At 66.8% G+C, this 18,739-nt stretch carries 24 protein-coding genes; 5 read left to right on the forward strand and 19 right to left on the reverse strand.

The window, feature by feature from the left end; genetic code table 11:
* Positions 1 to 3 precede the first annotated feature (3 nt).
* The 7 genes from ACBJ59_RS57000 to ACBJ59_RS57030 form a co-directional block, all read right to left on the reverse strand.
* Positions 4 to 168 carry a hypothetical protein gene (locus tag ACBJ59_RS57000; RefSeq protein ID WP_375118350.1) on the reverse strand — a complete coding sequence of 55 codons (165 nt, stop codon included), beginning with the start codon at positions 166 to 168 and terminating at the stop codon, positions 4 to 6.
* Positions 165 to 428 carry a hypothetical protein gene (locus tag ACBJ59_RS57005; RefSeq protein ID WP_375118351.1) on the reverse strand — a complete coding sequence of 88 codons (264 nt, stop codon included), beginning with the start codon at positions 426 to 428 and terminating at the stop codon, positions 165 to 167. Before ACBJ59_RS57005 ends, ACBJ59_RS57000 begins: the two co-directional genes overlap by 4 nt.
* Before the next feature lie 8 nt (positions 429 to 436).
* The gene (locus ACBJ59_RS57010) at positions 437 to 733 is read right to left on the reverse strand and encodes a hypothetical protein (RefSeq protein ID WP_375118352.1); all 297 of its coding nucleotides are present in this window, start codon (positions 731 to 733) and stop codon (positions 437 to 439) included.
* Between the two features lie 13 nt (positions 734 to 746).
* Positions 747 to 2,747 (reverse strand): hypothetical protein, encoded by a 2,001-nt coding sequence (locus ACBJ59_RS57015; protein ID WP_375118353.1) that lies wholly within the window; start codon positions 2,745 to 2,747, stop codon positions 747 to 749.
* A 38-nt stretch (positions 2,748 to 2,785) separates the two neighbouring features.
* On the reverse strand, positions 2,786 to 3,289 hold the full coding sequence (locus ACBJ59_RS57020; RefSeq protein ID WP_375118354.1) for a hypothetical protein: 504 nt from the start codon (positions 3,287 to 3,289) through the stop codon (positions 2,786 to 2,788).
* Positions 3,290 to 3,544: 255 nt separating this feature from the next.
* Positions 3,545 to 4,831: a PBSX family phage terminase large subunit gene (locus ACBJ59_RS57025; protein ID WP_375118355.1), complete on the reverse strand. Its 1,287-nt coding sequence runs from the start codon at positions 4,829 to 4,831 to the stop codon at positions 3,545 to 3,547.
* Positions 4,828 to 5,313: a hypothetical protein gene (locus ACBJ59_RS57030; protein WP_375118356.1), complete on the reverse strand. Its 486-nt coding sequence runs from the start codon at positions 5,311 to 5,313 to the stop codon at positions 4,828 to 4,830. Before ACBJ59_RS57030 ends, ACBJ59_RS57025 begins: the two co-directional genes overlap by 4 nt.
* A 38-nt stretch (positions 5,314 to 5,351) precedes the next feature.
* Here ACBJ59_RS57030 and ACBJ59_RS57035 point away from each other — a divergent pair, with 38 nt between their 5' ends.
* The gene (locus tag ACBJ59_RS57035; protein ID WP_375118415.1) at positions 5,352 to 5,726 is read left to right on the forward strand and encodes an ASCH domain-containing protein; all 375 of its coding nucleotides are present in this window, start codon (positions 5,352 to 5,354) and stop codon (positions 5,724 to 5,726) included.
* Here the strand turns inward: ACBJ59_RS57035 and ACBJ59_RS57040 are convergent.
* Together ACBJ59_RS57040 and ACBJ59_RS57045 are read right to left on the reverse strand one after the other, a co-directional pair.
* Entirely contained in the window at positions 5,723 to 6,691 is a 969-nt protein-coding gene (locus ACBJ59_RS57040) for a GNAT family N-acetyltransferase (protein ID WP_375118357.1), read from the reverse strand. The two genes, ACBJ59_RS57035 and ACBJ59_RS57040, sit on opposite strands and share 4 nt — an antisense overlap.
* 150 nt (positions 6,692 to 6,841) lie before the next feature.
* Positions 6,842 to 7,447, reverse strand: coding sequence for a ParB/RepB/Spo0J family partition protein (locus tag ACBJ59_RS57045; protein WP_375118358.1), 606 nt, complete (start codon positions 7,445 to 7,447; stop codon positions 6,842 to 6,844).
* 555 nt (positions 7,448 to 8,002) lie between these two features.
* On the opposite strand from ACBJ59_RS57045, the gene ACBJ59_RS57050 reads away from it, so the two are divergent.
* Entirely contained in the window at positions 8,003 to 8,446 is a 444-nt protein-coding gene (locus tag ACBJ59_RS57050; RefSeq protein WP_375118359.1) for a hypothetical protein, read from the forward strand.
* A 280-nt stretch (positions 8,447 to 8,726) separates the two neighbouring features.
* Entirely contained in the window at positions 8,727 to 9,224 is a 498-nt protein-coding gene (locus ACBJ59_RS57055) for a hypothetical protein (RefSeq protein WP_375118360.1), read from the forward strand.
* A 375-nt stretch (positions 9,225 to 9,599) separates the two neighbouring features.
* Here ACBJ59_RS57055 and ACBJ59_RS57060 read toward each other — a convergent pair whose 3' ends face one another.
* Both ACBJ59_RS57060 and ACBJ59_RS57065 read right to left on the reverse strand, forming a co-directional pair.
* A complete protein-coding gene (locus ACBJ59_RS57060; protein ID WP_375118361.1) occupies positions 9,600 to 9,764 on the reverse strand; it encodes a hypothetical protein in 165 nt (54 codons plus the stop codon).
* An 8-nt stretch (positions 9,765 to 9,772) separates the two neighbouring features.
* A complete protein-coding gene (locus ACBJ59_RS57065) occupies positions 9,773 to 10,789 on the reverse strand; it encodes a tyrosine-type recombinase/integrase (protein WP_375118362.1) in 1,017 nt (338 codons plus the stop codon).
* A 33-nt stretch (positions 10,790 to 10,822) separates the two neighbouring features.
* Between ACBJ59_RS57065 and ACBJ59_RS57070 the strand changes: the two genes are divergently transcribed.
* Positions 10,823 to 11,542, forward strand: a complete 720-nt coding sequence (locus ACBJ59_RS57070) for a hypothetical protein (protein ID WP_375118363.1) — start codon at positions 10,823 to 10,825, stop codon at positions 11,540 to 11,542.
* Here ACBJ59_RS57070 and ACBJ59_RS57075 read toward each other — a convergent pair.
* From ACBJ59_RS57075 to ACBJ59_RS57085, 3 genes are all read right to left on the reverse strand, one after another.
* Positions 11,535 to 11,750, reverse strand: coding sequence for a helix-turn-helix domain-containing protein (locus tag ACBJ59_RS57075; RefSeq protein ID WP_375118364.1), 216 nt, complete (start codon positions 11,748 to 11,750; stop codon positions 11,535 to 11,537). The genes ACBJ59_RS57070 and ACBJ59_RS57075 overlap by 8 nt on opposite strands.
* Positions 11,751 to 11,774: 24 nt before the next feature.
* Positions 11,775 to 11,957 (reverse strand): hypothetical protein, encoded by a 183-nt coding sequence (locus tag ACBJ59_RS57080; protein WP_375118365.1) that lies wholly within the window; start codon positions 11,955 to 11,957, stop codon positions 11,775 to 11,777.
* 198 nt (positions 11,958 to 12,155) lie between these two features.
* Positions 12,156 to 12,503, reverse strand: a complete 348-nt coding sequence (locus tag ACBJ59_RS57085) for a hypothetical protein (RefSeq protein WP_375118366.1) — start codon at positions 12,501 to 12,503, stop codon at positions 12,156 to 12,158.
* A 288-nt stretch (positions 12,504 to 12,791) separates the two neighbouring features.
* On the opposite strand from ACBJ59_RS57085, the gene ACBJ59_RS57090 reads away from it, so the two are divergent.
* Positions 12,792 to 13,379 carry a hypothetical protein gene (locus ACBJ59_RS57090; RefSeq protein ID WP_375118367.1) on the forward strand — a complete coding sequence of 196 codons (588 nt, stop codon included), beginning with the start codon at positions 12,792 to 12,794 and terminating at the stop codon, positions 13,377 to 13,379.
* A 24-nt stretch (positions 13,380 to 13,403) separates the two neighbouring features.
* Here the strand turns inward: ACBJ59_RS57090 and ACBJ59_RS57095 are convergent, their stop codons facing one another.
* The 5 genes from ACBJ59_RS57095 to ACBJ59_RS57115 form a co-directional block, all read right to left on the reverse strand.
* Complete coding sequence (locus tag ACBJ59_RS57095) at positions 13,404 to 13,796, reverse strand: hypothetical protein (protein WP_375118368.1); 393 nt, start codon at positions 13,794 to 13,796, stop codon at positions 13,404 to 13,406.
* A 525-nt stretch (positions 13,797 to 14,321) separates the two neighbouring features.
* On the reverse strand, positions 14,322 to 15,008 hold the full coding sequence (locus ACBJ59_RS57100; protein ID WP_375118369.1) for a hypothetical protein: 687 nt from the start codon (positions 15,006 to 15,008) through the stop codon (positions 14,322 to 14,324).
* Positions 15,009 to 15,097: 89 nt separating this feature from the next.
* Complete coding sequence (locus ACBJ59_RS57105; RefSeq protein WP_375118370.1) at positions 15,098 to 15,736, reverse strand: hypothetical protein; 639 nt, start codon at positions 15,734 to 15,736, stop codon at positions 15,098 to 15,100.
* A 1,442-nt stretch (positions 15,737 to 17,178) separates the two neighbouring features.
* The gene (locus tag ACBJ59_RS57110; protein WP_375118371.1) at positions 17,179 to 18,159 is read right to left on the reverse strand and encodes a hypothetical protein; all 981 of its coding nucleotides are present in this window, start codon (positions 18,157 to 18,159) and stop codon (positions 17,179 to 17,181) included.
* Between the two features lie 82 nt (positions 18,160 to 18,241).
* The gene (locus tag ACBJ59_RS57115; protein WP_375118372.1) at positions 18,242 to 18,703 is read right to left on the reverse strand and encodes a J domain-containing protein; all 462 of its coding nucleotides are present in this window, start codon (positions 18,701 to 18,703) and stop codon (positions 18,242 to 18,244) included.
* Positions 18,704 to 18,739 lie beyond the last annotated feature (36 nt).

Raw genomic sequence — 18,739 nt, forward strand, 5'->3', positions numbered from 1 at the left:
TCCTCATGTCTTCTCGATCTCCGACAGGGCGACGGCCAGGCTGGTCCAGCCCTCGGCGATGGAGACCTTGGCCTCGACCATGTCCGGATTGGGCTCGCAGTCGGCGCGCTCCAGGACTGCGGCGGCGTGGGCCGCGGCTTGTCGCCAGGTGATCGTCTGGTTGCTCATCCGGCTGTCACCGGCCAGTGCCAGGTGCCTGGGGCGTCGCCTGGCGCGACGTTGAACTCGTGGAATCCGCCGAGCTGGCCAGGTGTGAACACCCACAGATGGACGTGGCGGTCGCTGTCCAGCGGGGGCACCGCGCCGACCTTGACGCCTTCCGGATCCAGAGTCATCGTGTCCGCCGTGACGATCGCCGCGCGCAGAGCGTGGAGGCCCTGCTTGCTGCGGTAGCGGACGATGTCGCCGGTGGCTGGGATGCGAAGCATGGGTCTCCTCAGATGACAGGGACAAGTCCGCCGGGAAGGACTGGCTGTTCGACGAGGGCAGACACCCGAACCCACGCCCGGTAGGTGCCTTCGGGGAGCGCCACCGCGCCGTCGCCGCCGGGGCCGACGAGGATCTTCGCGTCGGCCCCGGCGGCGCTGTGGTTGTCCCACGTCGCGTCGTGCCAGTCCGTCTCGGTCGGCTCGCCGTCCTCGTTGGTGAAGGCGACTTCGACGCCTTCACCACCGGACGGGCCCCTAACGGGGATGTACAGAAACTCCCGGCTAAGGGAGGAAATTGGTTCCATGGGGCGGTCCTCCCTACGTTCGCGGTGAGCCTGCGCCCCAGTCGCGGCGGGGTTCACCAGCGGAGTACCTGCGGTACGGGGAACCCGCCGACCAGCGGCGATAGATCGGGCCAAGCCCGGTGATGTCCCGGCCCAGGCTTGTCACCGCGGCTGTCTCGATCAGGACCGCCGAGTCAGTCCCGGATCGCGGCGCCTCGACCACGGCCTGGTCGTCGATGACCGCGCTGTCGCTGGCCGTGATACCTGCCTCGCCCTGCACCGTCTCGACGAGCGTTGCGTTGTCGGCCGACGCCAGGCCCAGCGCGACCGACTCGACGAGTTGCCCGGAGTCACTGGCCTGCTTGAGGACGGCCACGTCTGCGACCTCTGTCAGCGCGCCGATGTCCCCGGTCGTCGTCTCCACCGCCAGCGCGGCGACCTCGCTCAGCACTGCGTGGTCGCTGGCGATCGGGCCGATCGTCTCGGCGATGGCCACCGATTCGGCCAGCGTGCCGCTGTCGCCGATCGTCACCTGGACGTCCACCTGGGCGGTTTCGGCGAAGACCCCTTGGTCCGCGCCTGACCAGCCGACCACCAGCATGGATGTCTCGATCAGCGACGCTTGATCGGCACCAGCCGGCGCGGCCGCGATGGCCGCGGCCTCTGCCAGCGCGGCCGTGTCCGACAAGGTCATGCAGCCCGTGGCCGCTGCCACCTCGGACAGGGATCCGGCGTCGCTGGCCGCCTTGGGAACGCCGTCCGGCAGTACGGTGACCGCAGACGACTCGGCCACAGCCCCCGTGTCGGCCGCCGACTTGGTCTCCTGCGGAGGCCCGGTGACCGCCGGAGCGATGGCCAAGGTGTAGCCGGCCCGCCACTCCACCTCATCGACTGAAGCCACGAAGTTGGCCGGGGCGGTGGCCGCGTTGGACTGCAGAGCACGGGCCGCCGCCGTCAGAACGGTGTACACGCGCGACTGGACGCTCGTCAGCGGAGTGAGCCCGGTCGGCGGAGCGAAGGTCATGGCGGTACCGAGCGCGTACGCCGCGACCAGCCGGACCTCCAGGCTGCTCCCTGAGTCCGGGGTGATGCCTGGCGTCGTGACGTTCAGGCCTGTGCCGTCCGTCGAACGCATGATCTTCGGGGCGGCCGTCAGCGATGCGTCCTTGATGGCCACAATCAAGCAGGTGCCGTCTGAGCCGCCGTTTTGCGCGAAGACGTACGAGGTCGGTTCGGACGACCCGGCGCGCTTCCACCAGACTCGGACCGCCTGGATGATGCCCAGTTCGCTGGTCCCGTCCAGCGAGTCCAGCGGTTGCCATGCGCTGCCGCCGGTCGGGGTCGTCATGTTCGCGGTGGACCCTCGGTCCGCCCCCTGGATCGCAAGCAGCACATCATTCGCGACCACACCGGCGGGCGCGGTGACGTTGTAGCTCGCCGAGCCGGATGCCCCGGTTGAGGTCGAGCGGATCGACGGCGGCGTGGCAGTAGCTTGGGGCTCGCCGACCCATCGCGCCTCGACGAGTCGTCCGGTGTCGGTGCTGGCCTTGGCGATCTCCGGCACCTGAGCGACGTTGGCCGTCTCGACGACCGTGCCGCTGTCGGTGGCGCTCTTGGGCGTGCCCGTGTCCGGGACGCTGAACGACAGGTTGTCGATCCAGACCGCGTCGTAGCCCAGCGGGTCATTGACCGAATCGTCTTTCGTGAAGCGGAACGTCACCTCGGACGCGCCGGTCACGTTGATCGTGGTCTGCGTCCATGGGATGTTGCCCGAGAGGGCTGGGAACGCCTCGGTCCCGTCGATCAGGACGTAGAAATCGTCCCAATCAGCCTCAGTGGAGACTCGGTAATTGAAGGTGAGAGTCGTCGCCTGGGCTGGGACGGCAACCCTGGCCTCTGTCGTGCCGAAATGGTCGATGTCGAGACTTTTCAACGACCACGAGCCCGAGGCCGCCGAGTCCTGAGTCCTCGCCCAGTCTCCTGTGATGGTGAGGTTGAGGGCTGCGTCCTCGAAGTCCTCCAGGATGGTCGCCACGGAGCGGCCCCCTCCCCGTCAGGCAGTCGCGTCGTGACTCACACCAGGGAAAGCTGCACCGTGAACACCCAGCTCGCTGCGCTGGTCTTGGTGCCGAGGGCCTCCACCTTGCGGTTGAGCATCCGCCCGCCGGACGCGCCGTTGAAGATGCCCCACTCGGCCCACGCGAAGTTGGCCTCGCTCGTCGAGAACGTCGCCCTGAAGGTGACCGTGTTCGCGGCGGCGCCGGTGCTGTCTGTGTGCTGCGGGTACCCGGCGTCCATGCCCTTGCGGACCTTGTTCGTGCCCTGCAGATCGATCTGGAGCGGGTCCGCCACGGCGGTGCCGTCGCCGACACCGATCCGGGCGTTGGTCGCGTCGAACGCGGTGACGGCGCTGCCGCCGGTGAGGCGGTGCCACAGCGCGGACACCCCGCCGTACATCAGCGCGTTGCCCTCACGCTCGATCACCTCGAACGGCACGGCGCCCGGGCCGAGGTCGTCGCCGTGGAACTTCTCCAGCTTCCAGTGGCAGCGCCACCGAGCGGTGTCGTGGCGGCCCACGCCGGCCGCAAGGTGACTTCCCTCAGTCAGTCGCGCGATATCCCGCATCGTGTGCCCTCCCGGACATGCAGAAGGGCCACCCGGCGCGGATGGCCCTGACGTTGTGAAATGCACGGTGTGGCGTAGGCGCGGCCCCGGCCTGGTAGCCCCTCAACTACGGGGCCGAGACCGCACCTGGTGCTCGACACACGCGGGTGGACGTGTGGAGCGGCGCACCCTCAGCCCGCCACAGAACGGGGGTGCGCGTTCATGAGGTCAGTAAGCCGGCTGCAGCATCGGCAGCCAGGCCGCTTGCGTGGTGTGCAGGCCGTACCTGGCGGCGTCCAGCGCGTGATCATCCAGCTTCACCGGAACGTCCTCGCCCTTCTCGGCACGCTTGTCGTCCCACGCGTACGAGCCGACCTCGTCGAGGAACCCGGACACCGACCGGTGCACCCGCAGGTGGTCAGCGCCGAGCAGGTTGGACACGGTTCGGATGCCGTCGTTGACCGAGTTGTCGCCCATGGTCGGCGTGAAGCCGTCGCGCTGGAGCTGCGTGATGAAGCTCGCGGCGGACGGGTCCACCACCACCCACTGCGGCCGTACCCCGCGGGTGCCGGGGCCGTAGGTGTCGGGGATGTTGTCCAGCCAGGCCCCGAGCTTCTGGCTGTACTCGGCGTCGGTGAGCTGCCGCCGCTCGGCGCGCGAGTCCCAGCGAAACTCGCTGGCGAGGTAGATGCGCCGCTGGCCGGCGTCGTCTGGGATGGATACGCCGATGAGGATGGCGTCGAAGGGGTTGACCGTGCCGTAGTCCACGCCCAGGGCCAGCCACCGCTCCATGGGCGGCAGCACGTCCACGACGTGCCGGTCCGGGTCGAACATGTCGAAAATGGCGCCTTCGGCCATGACCCACTGGCCCAAGATGAATCTCTTGTACCAGAGCCCGGTGTATTCGGCCTTGAGCGCCTTGACGTACGCCGGGTCCAACGCCGTGTTGTCATCCAACCTGAAGTGCCAGTGCCGCAGATCCAGCTCGTACTTGCGGTCCAAGAACTGCCGCTTCAGCCAGTGGTTCGGCGCATCCGGGTTCGTGGTCCCGAACAGCTTGGCGTTCGTGACGCTGAGCCGGGCGAGGAGTTGGTCCCAGAACTCCCGCTCGATCAGCGTGATCTCATCGACGTACGCCCCGGCGCAGGTCATGCCTCGCAGCCGGTTCTCCGACCGGGCGTCGTTCGACGAGATGATCTCAACGCGCCGCCCGAGGATATTGGCGGTCGGCGCGCCTCGCGTGTAGATGATCCGCCGCGCGATCGGCCCGGTGATGGCGGGGTCCTGGAGCACGTCGAACACGTTTCTGGCGATTGTGTCCGACGTCTTGCCGACGATCACCAGCGAGCCGCCCCGGGGTGCGTTGGCGACGTACATAACCCAGCGCAGAAGGCTGGCGATCGTCTTGCCCGAGCGGATCGCGCCCGACCAGATGTTCAGACGAGCCGTGGACTCGCCGATCGACCTCAACTGCTTAGGAGACAGGTTCAGCGGCGTCGGCGCCGGCGTACTCACAGATCGTCCCCCGACTCGATCTCGCCGATCACCTCAGCCTCGAGGATGCTGTCCGTGTCGGGGTCGGGAAGGGCGTGCCGCTGCTGGATCTGGATCAGCAGGTTGCCCAGGAGCGACGCCATGTCGCCGTCCGCGACGCCGTTGCGGTTGATCAGGTCCAGGCCCAGCAGGGTCGCCCGCCTGTTGATGCACTTCAGCGCGGTCTCGGCGGCGTTGACTTCGCCCTTCAAGACCTTCGGCCACAGGGACGCCATGATGCGGTCGAGCCGGTCGATCTCCAGCTTGAGAAGTTGCTCGCTGGCCATCTGCTCCTGCTTGGCGGCCTTCTGCAGTGCACGATCGATGTCCTTCGACACCGAGGCCGCGCCCGAGTACCCCAGCCGCTCGGCGATGACCGTGGGTGACACTCCGGCGATCCGCATCTGCACGGCCTGGTAGCGACGCTGGGAGATCTCGACCTGGCGGGCCTTGCTGACGACCATGAGGGGAACTCCTGATCTATTACGCTTCTCGGGTGCAGATGCGGATGCTGACCGTCCGGCAGCCATGGGCGGCGCTGCTCGTCGCGGGCATCAAGGACGTGGAGAACCGGAGCTGGACCACGCCGTATCGGGGGAGGCTCCTGATCCACGCGGGCCTCAAGACCGACGCCGAAGGCTTCGAGCTCATGGAGGAACTGGGAGTCGCCCTCGACGGGCCGCTCCTGCGCGGCGTGATCCTCGGGTCGGTGAACCTCGTCGAGGTCTGCCAGAACAGCTCGTCGCGGTGGGCCGTGCCCGGCGGCTTTCACTGGCTGGTCACGGACGCCCTACCAGCCGTCGAGCCGATGCCCGCCGTGGGAGCGCTCGGTCTACGGCCGGCTCCAGCCGGGTGGACGAGGGCCTTCGCTGCCTAGGTGCGCGGCGCTACGTACTCGAATGACACGGTGCCGAGACGGCGAGGGTCGAGAGTTTGCGCGTGCATCCATTGGTGCTTGGAGCGGGTGCCGAGCTTCTTCTGGCCCTGGATCATCCGCCACCGCGGCGACGCGCTCCGGTAGGCGATCAGCGCCGGGTGGCTGGACACCGACCGGTAGCGGAACCCCTCCTCGTACAGCCGCTGCCCCATCCACTCCGAGAAGCGGCTCCCGATGCCGAGCCCCTGATAGTCGGGCAGAACCACCAACCTGTGCTCCATCTTCAGGTTGCGGGTCGCGGGGTGCTGGAAGTGGCGGTAGGCCAAGAACGCGACCGGCTCGCCGTCGATGAACCCGGCGAACTTCTTGCTGGAACGATGAAGCTCCGTGCTCAGATAGTGATGACGTGCGAAGACGGACCAGAGCTGCCCATCGACCGGCCTGATTTCGAGCTGGAGCGCTGGCCGGGGTTGAACCGACCTCCACTCGAACGAGCCCGTCGAGACGTCCAGCACCCAATCCGGCCGCAGCCAGTCGAGCACGTCGTAATGGCAGGTCACAGCGACGAACTGGCGGCTACCACGTCGTACGGTCTTCTGGATGGTGTGGCTGGCCACCTTCGCGACCTGGCGGTCCACAACCGACGTGAACTCGTCGATGACAACCAGGTCGCCGGACTCGGCCAGGGCCCGCGCGATCGTCGCCCGGAACGCCTCGCCGTTGGACAATGTTCGGAAGGACCGCAGCCACGCCGGCGGCGACGACAGGCCGACCGCGCCGAGCAGGGCCACGATGTCCTTGATGGACATGTCGGCCGGGAAGTCGTCAACCAGCGACCGGTCATCGGACCAGGTGTGCGGGCTGGCGATGTGGTCGGGCCACAGGTGCCGCGCGATTGTCGTCTTGCCCGCCCCCGATGGGCCGACGATCATGCCAACGCGCCAGGGCTGATCCTCGACCGGCACCTCCAGGTTCCAGGCGTTGCTCAGCCGCTCCTCAACGGGCACGTCGAACAGGCCCTGGAGTTGCAGCACTCTCGCTGACCGTTTGACCGGCGCCGACACGGTGATCTCGGCTCGCACAGCACGACCTTTCAAGGGGTAGCGGGCACGGGGTTACATCAGGGCGCGGACGTTCCAGCCCTGACCGGCGAGCTGGTTGAGGAGCTGCACCTGCTGCGCTTCGCTGTCGCAGGTGACGACGACGCCCCACACAACCGGTCGCGTATGCGTCTCGGCGTCGCCCGGTTCGGGCAGCTCCTCCTCGTCGGATGCATCAGCGCCGGCCTGGTCCGCGCGCCCGCCGCCCTGGGCCGGGGCGCCCTCGCTGGTCAGGGCCACCGCGTCGTCGACGGCGATGGCTTCGGCCAGGTCGTCGAGGTCCTGCTCCGTCCAGCCAGTGCCGTCAAGGTCGTCGAGGCCGCGCAGCAGTTCGGCAAGCGCCTGGTCGTCGTAGCCGCCGATCTCTGCGGTGCGGTTGTCGGCGAGGAGGATGCGCAGCGCGGCGTCGTCGTCCACGTCGAGGATCACGGCGGGCACCTGGCCCAGGCACTTGGCCTTGGCGCCGCGCCAGCGGTGCTCACCGGCGATGATCCGCATGCGGCTCGCCTGGACCAGGACTGTGCCGTAGAAGCCGTTCTTCTCGATCGACTTGGCGATCACGTCCACGTCGCCCTGGTGGGGGTTGTCCGGGTGCGGTTCGAGGTCATCGACCGGAACCATTCGGTAGGTCTGGGAGACAACGGCGGGCACGGTGACCTTCCGGGTTGGCTGATGATTGAGCTAGACGGCTCGAAAAGATCGACGAGGCTAGGGCCTCACGCATGTGAGCCCCGTAGGCACTCGTCACTTGCGAGGCTCCTGCCCACCCCATCGAGCAATCGCTATCGTGGCATCCATGGGCATGTCTTCTTGGCTTGCTGCAAGCACACCTGTGCGGTGGATTCGTTGGCTTTTAGAAAGAATCGACCGAGAACTAAACATGAATGCGGACGAGTTCGCCTCCAGAGTGGGCTGGACAGTCGCGAGGCGACCATGGACCGCTCGCGCCTACAGAGACATCCGTTTTGACCTTCAGCACCGCCCAGGCAATTTGCCCTATTCCGCCATTTGGGGAGCCGCAGGTTCTGACGACGGGAGCGACGCCAAGCTCACCATAGATATGGCACCAGCAGTTGCCGAAGAGCTCGACTCTCTCTTTCGATCCCTTGGGCCGCCACCCGATCAGTCCGGTGCTCCGCAAGGGGCATCCAGTCGCGGGGACGGGGGTGCAGCGTCATGAGCCGTGACCAGCACACCGCTCAACTCACCGGCCTTGAAATAGCCATGCAGTGGACCAAGCTCCCACCCGAACATCTACGCGCAGCCCTGAAGGCGTTGGAGCCCCAACTGGTTCGCGACCACGCCTATCGTATGGCGTTGGCCGAGATACAGGAGCGGAACGACGAGCGATCCCACCGGCTATTCATGACGGGACTTCTCATTGGATGCGGGGTCGCCGTCGCAATGCTAGTCGCCGCCGTAATCGTCGGCATGAATGGGCATGCATGGCTTGCGCTGGCATTCTCTGGGCCGAGCATGCTCGCATTAGTAGGCATGTTCGTGCTGCGCCGATTCGATACCGCTACCCTCAGAGAGAGCCGACGCGCTCAGCCAGCCCAGCCAGCAGATCCACTTCAGCAAGGGCAGGCACCTGAGCCCGGCACGCCGTTGGTGAGCTAAGCGATCTCCAGACCCACCGGCCGCGGGTGACCCAGCGTGCTGCGTGCGGGCCGGCCTCGGAGGGGCCATAGCCGTCCACGACGGGCCGGTGGCCCGCATGCGGCAGATGGACATGGGCGGGGCAGGTCCGACAGCCACCACCCACGATCGACGAGTAATCGGCCGTTGTCCCCTGCCTTGTAGTTGACGGTGTGCCAGCGCTTGGCAGTGACCTCCGAGGGCGAAAGGGGGAGCCCGGTCACGCCTGCACCCGTACCCACACACGCTCGATCATGGGTCGGTGATCGGGCAGAAACATACGGCCTTCGGCCCGCGAAGTACGATCATGGGAACCGAAACTTTCTACGCCACGGCGGCGCAAGTTCTACCGACCGTACTCATTGCCCTCGTCATCGAGATCGGGGCGATCTTGCGGGCCAAACAGGCGGCCTACGATGCGCTCTTCGCACAGATGGACAACCCGCCGCCCTACAAAGCCCTCGGACTACTTCGGCTCTACCCAGAGGAGATGAGGGAGTATCAGGAGGACCCGAAGGCCTATGCCGCGAAGGTCCATCACAACAATATGGACAGACTGAGGACTTCCATAGAGAGCTGGAACAACCTGGCGAAGCTGATCGCTGGGGTCTTCATCGCGGGCGAAGCCCTCGCGTTCGCCGCAATTGGGTACCGGTGGTTCAACGCCTGGGTCTTCTTCGGCGTTGCCGCGTGCCTACTGGCCTTGTGTGTTGCCGCCGTACTGATCCCACTCTTCCGGCTCGAACACATCCAGGCGTAATCCCCGACGAACATCCACGATGATCGCTATGCCGAGATCGACATCCTGCCGTATCAGCAAGTATCCATGACGACGGATCAGCAGCATGGAGACCCTGGAGCGAATACCTCGCAATCAGTGAGACATCGCTCGGGTCGGATGAGACTGGACAACCGGTTTGTTGCCGATCACCGGTTGATTGCGTTTTGTCGTTATGTCGGTGACCTGGGAAAACGCCTCACAGCGACGCCAACAAGATCAACTTTTGGATCCATCCAATGACTTTAGGACGCTCACGATCACCCGTCAGCGTCGCCCTGGGGCCCGCTCATCTCGTGTGACCAGAGTTCCGAAAGTCCCAAAACGCGACGAATGCGAGGATTCGCGCGCACCGCATCACCAGACACGCACGAGCCGGAACTGCTCGACGTCCTCGGCATGGCCTACCGCGTACCGGCAACCGCCGCACACCGCACGGTCGCTCCACGTGCCCAGGTTGAGCTCGCCGCAGTGGTGCAGCCACGCCGCCTTGTCCAGCGCACTCGTTCTCGACCTGGGCACGGCCCCTCCTACTCCAGCAGCGACGCCACCACCTGCGAGGCGTCCTTCTCCAGCCGGTCCCGGCTGTGCAAGTAGATCTCTGTCGTGGACACGTCGGCATGGTTGAGGTCGAGCTGGATCTGCCGCATCGCGACGCCGGCCTCCTGGGCCAGCGAGGCGTAGGTGTGCCTGCACGAGTGCGGCGACACCTTAGACGTGATGCCCGCCTGCTGGGCGATCCGCCGTACCAGCTCGAACGCCTTCGACCGGTCCCACGGCCGCCCCGTCGAGGTCACGAACAGCGGGCCCTTCAGGTCCTGCAGCTCGACCCCTTCGCGGTGCGCCCGCTCAGCCAGGTAGGAGTCCAACGCGTGCGTCGTCTCCACCGGCAGACGCCGGACGATCGAGTCGCCACCCTTCACCGTGATACGCAGCGTTCGATACCCGCGGGCGAACCCGAGGTCGTCGATCTCAGCGTTCACCGCCTCGGAGACACGGACGCCGGTCTGCAGCAGCAGCCGTAACAGCGCCGCGCTGCGCAGCCGTTCCCGGCCGTGGTCGGCGTCGGCCGCCCGGAGAAGATCCTGCGCCTCAGACTTGGTCAGCGCGACCGTCTCGGAGTGCTTGCGCGGAATCTTCGGCCGCCGCGTCTTCTTGAACCGGTTGGCGTCGAGGGCTTCGGTCTCGTGCAGGTAGTCGTACCAGGACGAGACCGACGCCAGCACCTGAGCGACCGTCTTCGGCTTCGGCGGCTGGCGGGCCGTCTCCTGGAACCAGCGGGAGAACACGTCGCCGTGCGGCTTGCGCGCCTCCAGCGGGTCCAGGCCGGTCTCCGCGCAGAACGCGAACCACCGCCGGATGTTCCGCTCGTACGCCTCGCGCGTGTTCGGCGAGTCGTACGACCACAGCCACGCCCGGGTCAGGTCGAGGATGATCGGCGGGAGGTCGAGCGGGAGCGCGAGGTCCGCGCGCGGCGCCTCGGCCAGCTCGGTGCCAGGTAAGTCGGTAGCGGCCGGGTGGAGCCGGTCGCTTCCGTGGTTGCTCATGCGAGCACCTTTCACGAGGGAAGTGGATCACTCGTGACGGTAACACACAGAGCAGAACATAACAGGGATTATGTTCCCTTCTTAGCGATCTTCGTCAGCCAGATAGCGATCTGGTTAAACACCGATAGGTGCACCTCGACGCACGATGCAATAGGCACCGTGAACACGAGAATTCGCGACGCACTAGCTGACCTGCTTGCCTGGGTAGCAGCAGGCGTTCTTGTGGGCCTCCCCTTGGCCATCGGAGGGATCTGGGGACTCGTCGGTCTCATGCGGCTCATCGACCTGCACCCTTGGGTGTCATGGCTAGTCCTGCTCACCCTCGCTGCCATAACGATCATCCATTGGGTTGTATCCATAAGAGATGCCCGGGAACGCAGGGCCTTGAGGCGCGCCGGACGGCAACGTGAACTTGAGATCTTCCCCCTGGAAGTACGTAGCGATCCAGGTGAACGTCTCCAAACCCGAATCAGGGCCGTCAACGACGCGTTCGCCGAAGCCGCCACCCTGATGGACGAACTGCGACGCGACCTCGAAGCGCAGCAAACCGCGCGCGAAGCACTGCTAGCCGAAGCCGAGAGGCAGCAGAGACTCCTTGAGATCGACAAGGAACAGGCCGAGAAGATCAGGCAAATTCTCGTTGGCGAGACAAAGGCAACCATCCGCGCCGAGCGGCGTCAGCAGTGGATGTTCTTCGCACTCGGAATCAGCATGTCCGTGCCTATCGGCGTGTTCGTCAACTGGATCAGTTGATTGCAACCGGGCGAGCCGGCCTCTGGTTGCCGCCCCGCGGCCGCAGCGGCGCCCCCGCCTCCTCCAGCAGCCGGTGAACGAACCCGTACGAGCGGCCCGTCGAGATCGACAGCCCCCGGATCGACTCGCCATCCACGTACCGGCGCTTCAGGTCCGCCTTCAACGTCTCGCGCTCGGCACCGGACACCCGCTGGTACTTCCTGACCATCACAGCCACCCCTGTCTGTTCACTTCACGCTGCCGCCACCAGGCGAGCCCGCAGCACATCACGGCCCTCCGGCGTCAACGGGACCTCGTCCCCCCGCCAGATGCAGCCCTCGATCGTCGCCAAGTCGGCGAAGTCGTACACGACCTCGCGGCCCGACTTCCCCAGCACCCGCGCGCCGTACCTACGCGCCCACTGCCGAATCGTCACCGCCTCCCGGCCCAGCCGGACAGCAGCAGTCTTCGCCGTCGCAGGGGACATCAACACCCCCGAACAGCGGAAAGCCCCCGAACCATGATCGGTCCGAGGGCACACGTCTCTCCGTCGCCCGGAAGTGTTACACATACCCGTAGCCCGGTGCAAGCTGGCGGTCAGTAACCGCAAACGCCGTTCCTGACCGCCGCGTAGCTACTCCGCGGTCGCGGCAAAACGGAAGAGAGGGACCAGGACAACCCCAAGGATCATCACCACGAGGCAGGCGCCAATCACAAAGAAGGTCCAGCCGTTGAACCAGCGGAACCCAATCGCAAGGAACGCCAGCACCTCACCAACGGCGAACACGACCGCGAACACCACGGCAAACCCGAACATCATGCGCACGCTTTCGCGCGCATCCTGAGTCGCGGGACTCTCCCGTTTCATCTCCATGAGATTGCGCTGCAAGGACCGCAGGATAAAGCCACTTTCCACGGCTAAGGCGATCATCAGAGTCGGTAGAACCTGTGCGGCCGTAACGTAGAAGCTTTCCGTTCCCATGCCTAGTATTCGCGATCAAGCCATCGAGCGTTCCAGCCCTCTCCACTCACGTTCGCCGCCAACCGTGAACACTAACGGCGCCTCACCGGCGCACGATATTCAGTCGTGATCGCACGACGACGCTCCGGACCCTCCAAAGATCGTGGTCTCGCACCGCGCTCCTCAGCTCGCGCCACAAGAGTGATCGCCCAACGCCAGCGGCTCAAGCCACGCCAGCGCAGGAGGCTCCGCGATGTCCGCTGGTCTGTCCAATGGTGGGCCGCCCTCACCAGCGTCATCGCTGGCCTCATGTCCGTTCCCGCGCTCGTCATCTCTTTGAACGCTCTCGAACTCGGCCAGCAACAGCGTGCGGACGCGCTAGCCCAGCGAGCCGAGGACAAGAGAAAGGAAGAACAGGCAAAAGCCGAAGAAGCAGAAGCCAAGGCCGAAGCGGATGCCCTCGCCAAGATCGCCTTTCCTACCCGTGTCCAGATCGTCGACGAGGCCCACGGAACCGTCCCTGACGCCTGGTCCTGGAATGTGCGCAACGCCAACTCGCGGCGGGCCTACGTGTACGTCCTGCATCGCCCTGACAAGCTGCCGACTGAGCTCTGGGAAGTCCTCGTCGAACCGTGCAGCGAAGGCCAAATCGTGCTCCGGGAATCGGAGAGCAAGCTGGACGGCCCCGGCGGTAGCCAAGAATTGGCCATCGCCAACGCGTCCGTCGTCCAGACCGAGGGACAGGTTTGGACGAGACCCACGCTGACATCACCGCCTGAGCTCATCCCCGTCTTCGATGACTGGTTCGGGATAGAGACATGGCCTGACGACGTCGCCTTCCCCACCCACTCGCTTCCCCTCAAGGGGGCTCGACGTGGGATCACGCCCTGCACCTAACGCTCACCCTGCTCCCCATCGGCATCAGTGCGCGGCCTCCTCCTCCACCCGCGCCGACGCCTCCCGCTCCGAAACGTGCGTCCCACACGCAGCGCACACGTAGAAGCCCGCCTTCACATCCCAGCGGAACGACCGCTCACCACACCGGCACCGCGCCGGCGTCCACGCAGGCGGCTCGTCTCCGACCAGCCGTTCGAGCACCAGCCGCCACGACAGCGCGAAGTCCACCAGCCCCACCAGGTCCTCCCGGACCAATACGCTCTCCAGCCGGCCCGACTCCGTCAGCCAGCCCACCGCCCGCGACCGAGCGACCGCCGACCGGACCCCACCCGGACGCGACCCCGCGCCCAGCCACACCCGCGCCCGGCCCTCGAAGTCGAGCAGCCCGCCCGTCAACTTCTCCAGCAGATCCCCCACCGGCGACACCGCAGGCTTCGGCCTCGACCCCGACACCCTCGACCACTTCGACGGCGGCCGGAACCCATCCGCCTCCCGAGCGAGCTGCGCAGCGAACCCATCCACCTCCAACAGCGCCGCCCGCACCGTCGCCGTACACCGGCCGCACACCAGCGGCTCCCCCGGCCGCCAACGCACCTCCGGAACCTCCGGCTCGGCAGGAGGCTCCCCGACCTCACCGCCCCGCACCCACTCATCCACCGCATCCGCATGCACATCACGAGCCGCCTCGAAAGCAGCCCACGCCCGCCGCGACCTGCCATTACACGGCCCCACGCACGCGCCCGACACCACCGACACCCCAGAAGCAAGACCAGACACGGCACCCCCGACCCCGAGACGAAACGCCCACAAGGCTACAAGATCAAATTCTTTTCGCAGGCACCAAGCCGAATGCAGCCCTGGCCGGCCCCCATCTGGGGCCCCCGGGGGGCCTGCGAAAGCGCCGAACCGCGCGATGCGGTCCGGCGCTGAGCGCGCATCGCGCTAGACGCGAACCCTCGCGCGTTCGGCAAGCCTGCCCGCGCTGTGCACGTCGCGCGCTACCTCGTGCCACTCGTTGCGCATCGTGTGGGCGCGTAGCGCCTGCAAGAGGTAGAGCGCTGCGGCGATGTACTGTCCGGCCTGCGTGGCGCTCTCCTTCTCGGCGCGGCCTTCCGCCCCGATGAACTCGGCGCTACTCCAGGTGACAAGCAAGGTGCCCGTGTCGCTGCGTTCCGCCTTCACATCGACCATGACGCGATGCTGTGCCAGCACGGCGCAGCACTGTGATACCGCGCGCTTGACGGCGTCAAGCTGTTGACGTTGCCGGGCTTCCCGGTTGCTGGGCTGCACGCTCGGCAGCGTGGCGAAGAACGGGCGGACCTTGTGAGCGATGAGCACGTAGCCGTTCCACGGAGACCGGGACGACAAGCCTATGACGGTGAACACCTGCCCCCGGAACTCTGCGCGCTCACCCTGGTAGATGACCTCGGTACCGCGCGGCAGGTAGGCCGCTAGGGCATCGGCGGCTTCACGGCTGATCTTGCCTACGCCGCGCTGGAGCATGCCGCCCAGCTCGCAGGGGATGCCGTCGGCGGTGCACGGGCGGCACCCTGACGTGTGGTTGGCAAGCGATCGATGCGCGTTGAGCGCGTGGTCCCGGGCAACTTCGGCTTGCTCACGGCGGATCATGGCTAGGGCCTCCTGTGGCGTGCGTGGTGTTGGTTGGTGAGGGGTGGGCGGGCGCGCCCGTGGTGGCGACACGGGCGCGCCCGGTTGGGTTAGGCGTCGGCCTTCTCGGCGGCCTTGTTGGCGGACTCGGCGGTCAGAAGCCGGATGATCTCCTGCACGCGGTCGAACGACATGCCGCGCTCCTCCATGACCTCGGCATAGGTCTCTTCGCTGTGCGGGGCCTTGAACTTCTCGGCGAACTTCCACACGAGGCGGACGGCGGCCGTGTCGGCGGCGACCTTCGCGGCGGCCTTCTTCCGGGCCTCAATCTCCTTGCGGTACTCCGTCATCTCCGGAAGCTCCGCCAGGAAGTTCTGAACCTTGGTCGCGCTGGTGCCGGGCACCTTGCCCAACTCGGTGAGAGTCGCCTGTCCGAAACCGAGCTGCGCGGCAACGCGCATGCCGATCAGGGCGTACGTCGTGAACTTGGGCGCGTTCTTGCCGGTGCCAAGCGTGGCGATGTACTCGGCGGGCAGGTCCTTCAGTTCGTCGCCGGTGATGATCCGGTCGGCCACGCTGCCCTCAGAGTCGGCCTTGGCCAGCTCGTCAAGGCGGCCGGAAGCGGCCAGACCGATCACGACATTGCCGGTCGGGCGGGAGACGCCCTGACGGGAGAACGTGGCCTTGTGGGCGATGGTCACGCGCTCGATGGCGTCGAAGATCTCGGCGGGGTTGGTGGTGATCTCCACGGTTGTGGCCTTTCGTGGTGTTGGGTGCCCGCCCGGACGGTCCGGGCGGGCGGGTTGGTTAGAGCTGCTGTGTGTCGTCGATTGCGCTACCGCTGTTAACGGTCTGATCAGCGGGTTCGCTGGCCTGCCTGCGCTTGCGGCGTCGCCTCTTGATCAGCAGTCCGAGCGCTACGGCTGCGACTGCTAGCAGGGCGGCGGCCCATCCGGCAATCACGGTCACGGGGTCTCCGCTTGCCGTGTTCGCCGCGTTGAGCTTGCCGGGCTCCGCTGTGTCGGCCGTTCCGGGCTCGCCCTGGTCGCCCTTGAGTCCGGGCGTTCCGGGCTTGCCGGACGGTCCGGCGCTCCCGTCCCGTCCGGCGGGCCCTGCGGCTCCGGTCGGTCCGGGCTCGCCGGTACCAGCGGGGCCGGTCGGTCCGGCGCTCCCGGTGGGGCCGGGGTCACCCTTGGGGCCGGTCGGTCCGGGCTCGCCCTGCGGTCCGGGCTCGCCCTGCTCTCCCCGTTCGCCTTGGGGTCCGGCTGGTCCGGTTGGTCCGGGCTCGCCCTGCGGTCCCGCGTCTCCCTTGTCGCCCTTCGGTCCAGGGACCGGGACGGCGGTGACGGTGGCGGTGGGGCCGGGGCTTCCCTGGGGTCCGGGCGGGCCGGACGGACCGGGGTTGCCCTGGGGTCCGGGCGGGCCGGGCACTCCCGGCTCGCCCTGCGGTCCCATCGGTCCGGGCGGACCGGGCGGACCGCTGACGGTCACTGTGGTGACAGGTTCGGCGGCGACCAGCGTTGCAGTGGTCACGTCCCCTCCTGTCAGCGTGATCGCTACTAGGACCGTTGCGAGTGACCCGCAGGTCAGCCACGCGATCCGTTCGCTCGTTCGTATCTGCACATGACAAACAGTAGGGCGGTAATGACTTTGACGGGGGCGGTTTTCGGTAACAGTTTTCCGGCGGATTTATAACGGCTAGATAACAGAAGCGGCCGCCCAGAAGGCATACCGGACAAGGTGCGAGCATTCGTCAGCGTGGCTGATCATCTGCATTGGCACGAATTCATCCCTTTCGCCGACCTCCGACCCGACGCCCACCTTCGGCTCGCATTTTCGGGTCTCGCTCTTGCTGGAACGCTCTCAGATCGACGCTGAGGAGATCGCATACGGGGGGTATTCCCATGTATCAACCAACCGGTGATCGTCGCTCAGCGTTGATCTCAGCACGCTCTAGGGGGTGCGTCATGTTTTTCGTGGTGCGTCAGATGCGTCGTGGTGCGTCTGTGGGCATGCGAAAACCCATCAGCGACGAGGAGGTGGCTCAGCCTCGTTCTGATGGGTTTCCGGCTCATTCTGGCTGCCTTTCGGCTCCTGTTCGCGTGGTTGCGGCGGTGTGCCTTGTGAGCGGTTGCCGCGTATGTGCTGGTAGCGGGCTTGAGGGGTGTCGCTCTATCCGCCAACCAGTTCCTCACGTGTCGGGTAGGGCCTTGGCGTCGGCCGCGCATCCGATGCAGGGCAGCGCCTGGTAGTGGATGGGGCACCGGCCGGCTGGGCGGGTCGTGCGGGCCATCTTGGCTTCGGCCCGCGCTTCCTGGTCTCGCGTGGCCTCGCGCCAGGTACGCAGGTCCGCTGCGGGGATGCCTGCGACGTACAGGTGCAGGGCCTTGCGGACGCGGTTCTCGCGGGCGATGACCTGCGCGACGCGCTCGGCCTCGTCGAGGGGGCATCCGACGCGCTTGGCGATGACCCGGGCGGCGCGGCTGACCGCCGGGGCGTTCTTCTCCTCCTTGCTGATCTTGTCGTCGTCTTCTGGGTGGTGGTCGGCGGCCGGTCGGCTCGGTTCCTCCTCGGCCCCGTTCGGAGATGAAGAGGATTGAAGTTGAGGAGTGGAGAGAGGATTGGGGGGAAGTCCAGACTTCCCCCTTTTGGCCCCAAACTTCCCCTTTTGCGGTCCAGACTTCCCCCTTTCCGCACCCGAAACGGGGAAGCCAGGACTTCCCCCTTTTCCACCGGTCTCCCCGTCATCCACAGCGTCATCCACAGGAGAAACGGGGAAGTCTGGACTTCCCCCTTTCTGGTCCACCGTGGACCCGTCCGACCCCGAAAGGGGGAAGTCCGACGGTCCCGCTTCGAGCTCCAGATCGAGGGGACGCGGCGGCTGCCCGGGCAGGTACCCGGGCATCGGAGGGATGTAGAACACGGTCGCCTTCCGGCGGCCGCCCCCGGTTTCGAGCACGACGAGCAGCCCCGCCTCGACCAGCCGCTCCCGCATCGCCTTGACCGACCGCACGTCAATCCTCGCCCAGTGCGCGATCTCCTCGCGGGTCAGCCAGCCGGTGCGGGTGTGGTCGTTGATCCTGCGAGCGATGGCGATCAGCGCGAGCAGGTCCCTCGGAGGCGTGCTCTTCGGCGCGTTGATCGCCACCTCGTCGGCCAACTTGTAACCCATCAGGCCCCTTACGTGCTGGTTTTCCAAGGGAGCCACCGAGGGAAGAGGCGCCCCGCAACGATAGCGGTACCGCAATTAACAGTCATCCGGCTCGTGGTGGCCGCCCCGTCAGGTCGTAGGCTTGCCGCCGGCCGGCGTCGGACAGGACGTGGTACGCCTCCCCGACTTCCTGGAATCTCGCCGCCACCTTCGGGTCTGGGTTGACGTCGGGGTGGAGCTGGCGGGCCAGCCTGCGGTACGCCTTCCGGATGTCGTCCTGGCTCGCGGTCTTGGTGACGCCGAGCAGGTCGTACAGCCGCCCAGCGGGAGGCGGTGCAGGCCTGCGCGGTGGCCGCGGCGGCGGGGGTGGTGGAGGCGGAGGAGCCTGGACACGCGGGCTGCCGGGGCAGGTGGCGGCGTGCGGCATCATCCGCTTCTCGGGCGGGACGAGTGGCCTGTCCTCGGTGATGCGACGCGACCGCAGGACCCCATGAACGTCTCTCCACACAGCGGTGTTGCCGTCCTCTTGCGGGGCCATGTCCACGGCGAAGTGCGCGCCATTCACAGTGCGGGTCCATCGGACGAACCTGCCGCAGGGCAG

This window comes from Nonomuraea sp. MTCD27 (assembly GCF_041950495.1).
Taxonomy (GTDB): Bacteria; Actinomycetota; Actinomycetes; order Streptosporangiales; family Streptosporangiaceae; genus Nonomuraea.

Bases quoted from the DNA above. Each gene is read 5' to 3' on its own strand.
- ACBJ59_RS57000 (WP_375118350.1), bottom strand. From the start codon at position 168: ATGAGCAACCAGACGATCACCTGGCGACAAGCCGCGGCCCACGCCGCC.
- ACBJ59_RS57005 (WP_375118351.1), bottom strand. From the start codon at position 428: ATGCTTCGCATCCCAGCCACCGGCGACATCGTCCGCTACCGCAGCAAG.
- ACBJ59_RS57010 (WP_375118352.1), bottom strand. From the start codon at position 733: ATGGAACCAATTTCCTCCCTTAGCCGGGAGTTTCTGTACATCCCCGTT.
- ACBJ59_RS57030 (WP_375118356.1), bottom strand. From the start codon at position 5,313: ATGGTCGTCAGCAAGGCCCGCCAGGTCGAGATCTCCCAGCGTCGCTAC.
- ACBJ59_RS57035 (WP_375118415.1), top strand. From the start codon at position 5,352: ATGCGGATGCTGACCGTCCGGCAGCCATGGGCGGCGCTGCTCGTCGCG.
- ACBJ59_RS57045 (WP_375118358.1), bottom strand. From the start codon at position 7,447: ATGGTTCCGGTCGATGACCTCGAACCGCACCCGGACAACCCCCACCAG.
- ACBJ59_RS57050 (WP_375118359.1), top strand. From the start codon at position 8,003: ATGAGCCGTGACCAGCACACCGCTCAACTCACCGGCCTTGAAATAGCC.
- ACBJ59_RS57065 (WP_375118362.1), bottom strand. From the start codon at position 10,789: ATGAGCAACCACGGAAGCGACCGGCTCCACCCGGCCGCTACCGACTTA.
- ACBJ59_RS57075 (WP_375118364.1), bottom strand. From the start codon at position 11,750: ATGGTCAGGAAGTACCAGCGGGTGTCCGGTGCCGAGCGCGAGACGTTG.
- ACBJ59_RS57085 (WP_375118366.1), bottom strand. From the start codon at position 12,503: ATGGGAACGGAAAGCTTCTACGTTACGGCCGCACAGGTTCTACCGACT.
- ACBJ59_RS57090 (WP_375118367.1), top strand. From the start codon at position 12,792: ATGTCCGTTCCCGCGCTCGTCATCTCTTTGAACGCTCTCGAACTCGGC.
- ACBJ59_RS57100 (WP_375118369.1), bottom strand. From the start codon at position 15,008: ATGATCCGCCGTGAGCAAGCCGAAGTTGCCCGGGACCACGCGCTCAAC.
- ACBJ59_RS57110 (WP_375118371.1), bottom strand. From the start codon at position 18,159: ATGGGTTACAAGTTGGCCGACGAGGTGGCGATCAACGCGCCGAAGAGC.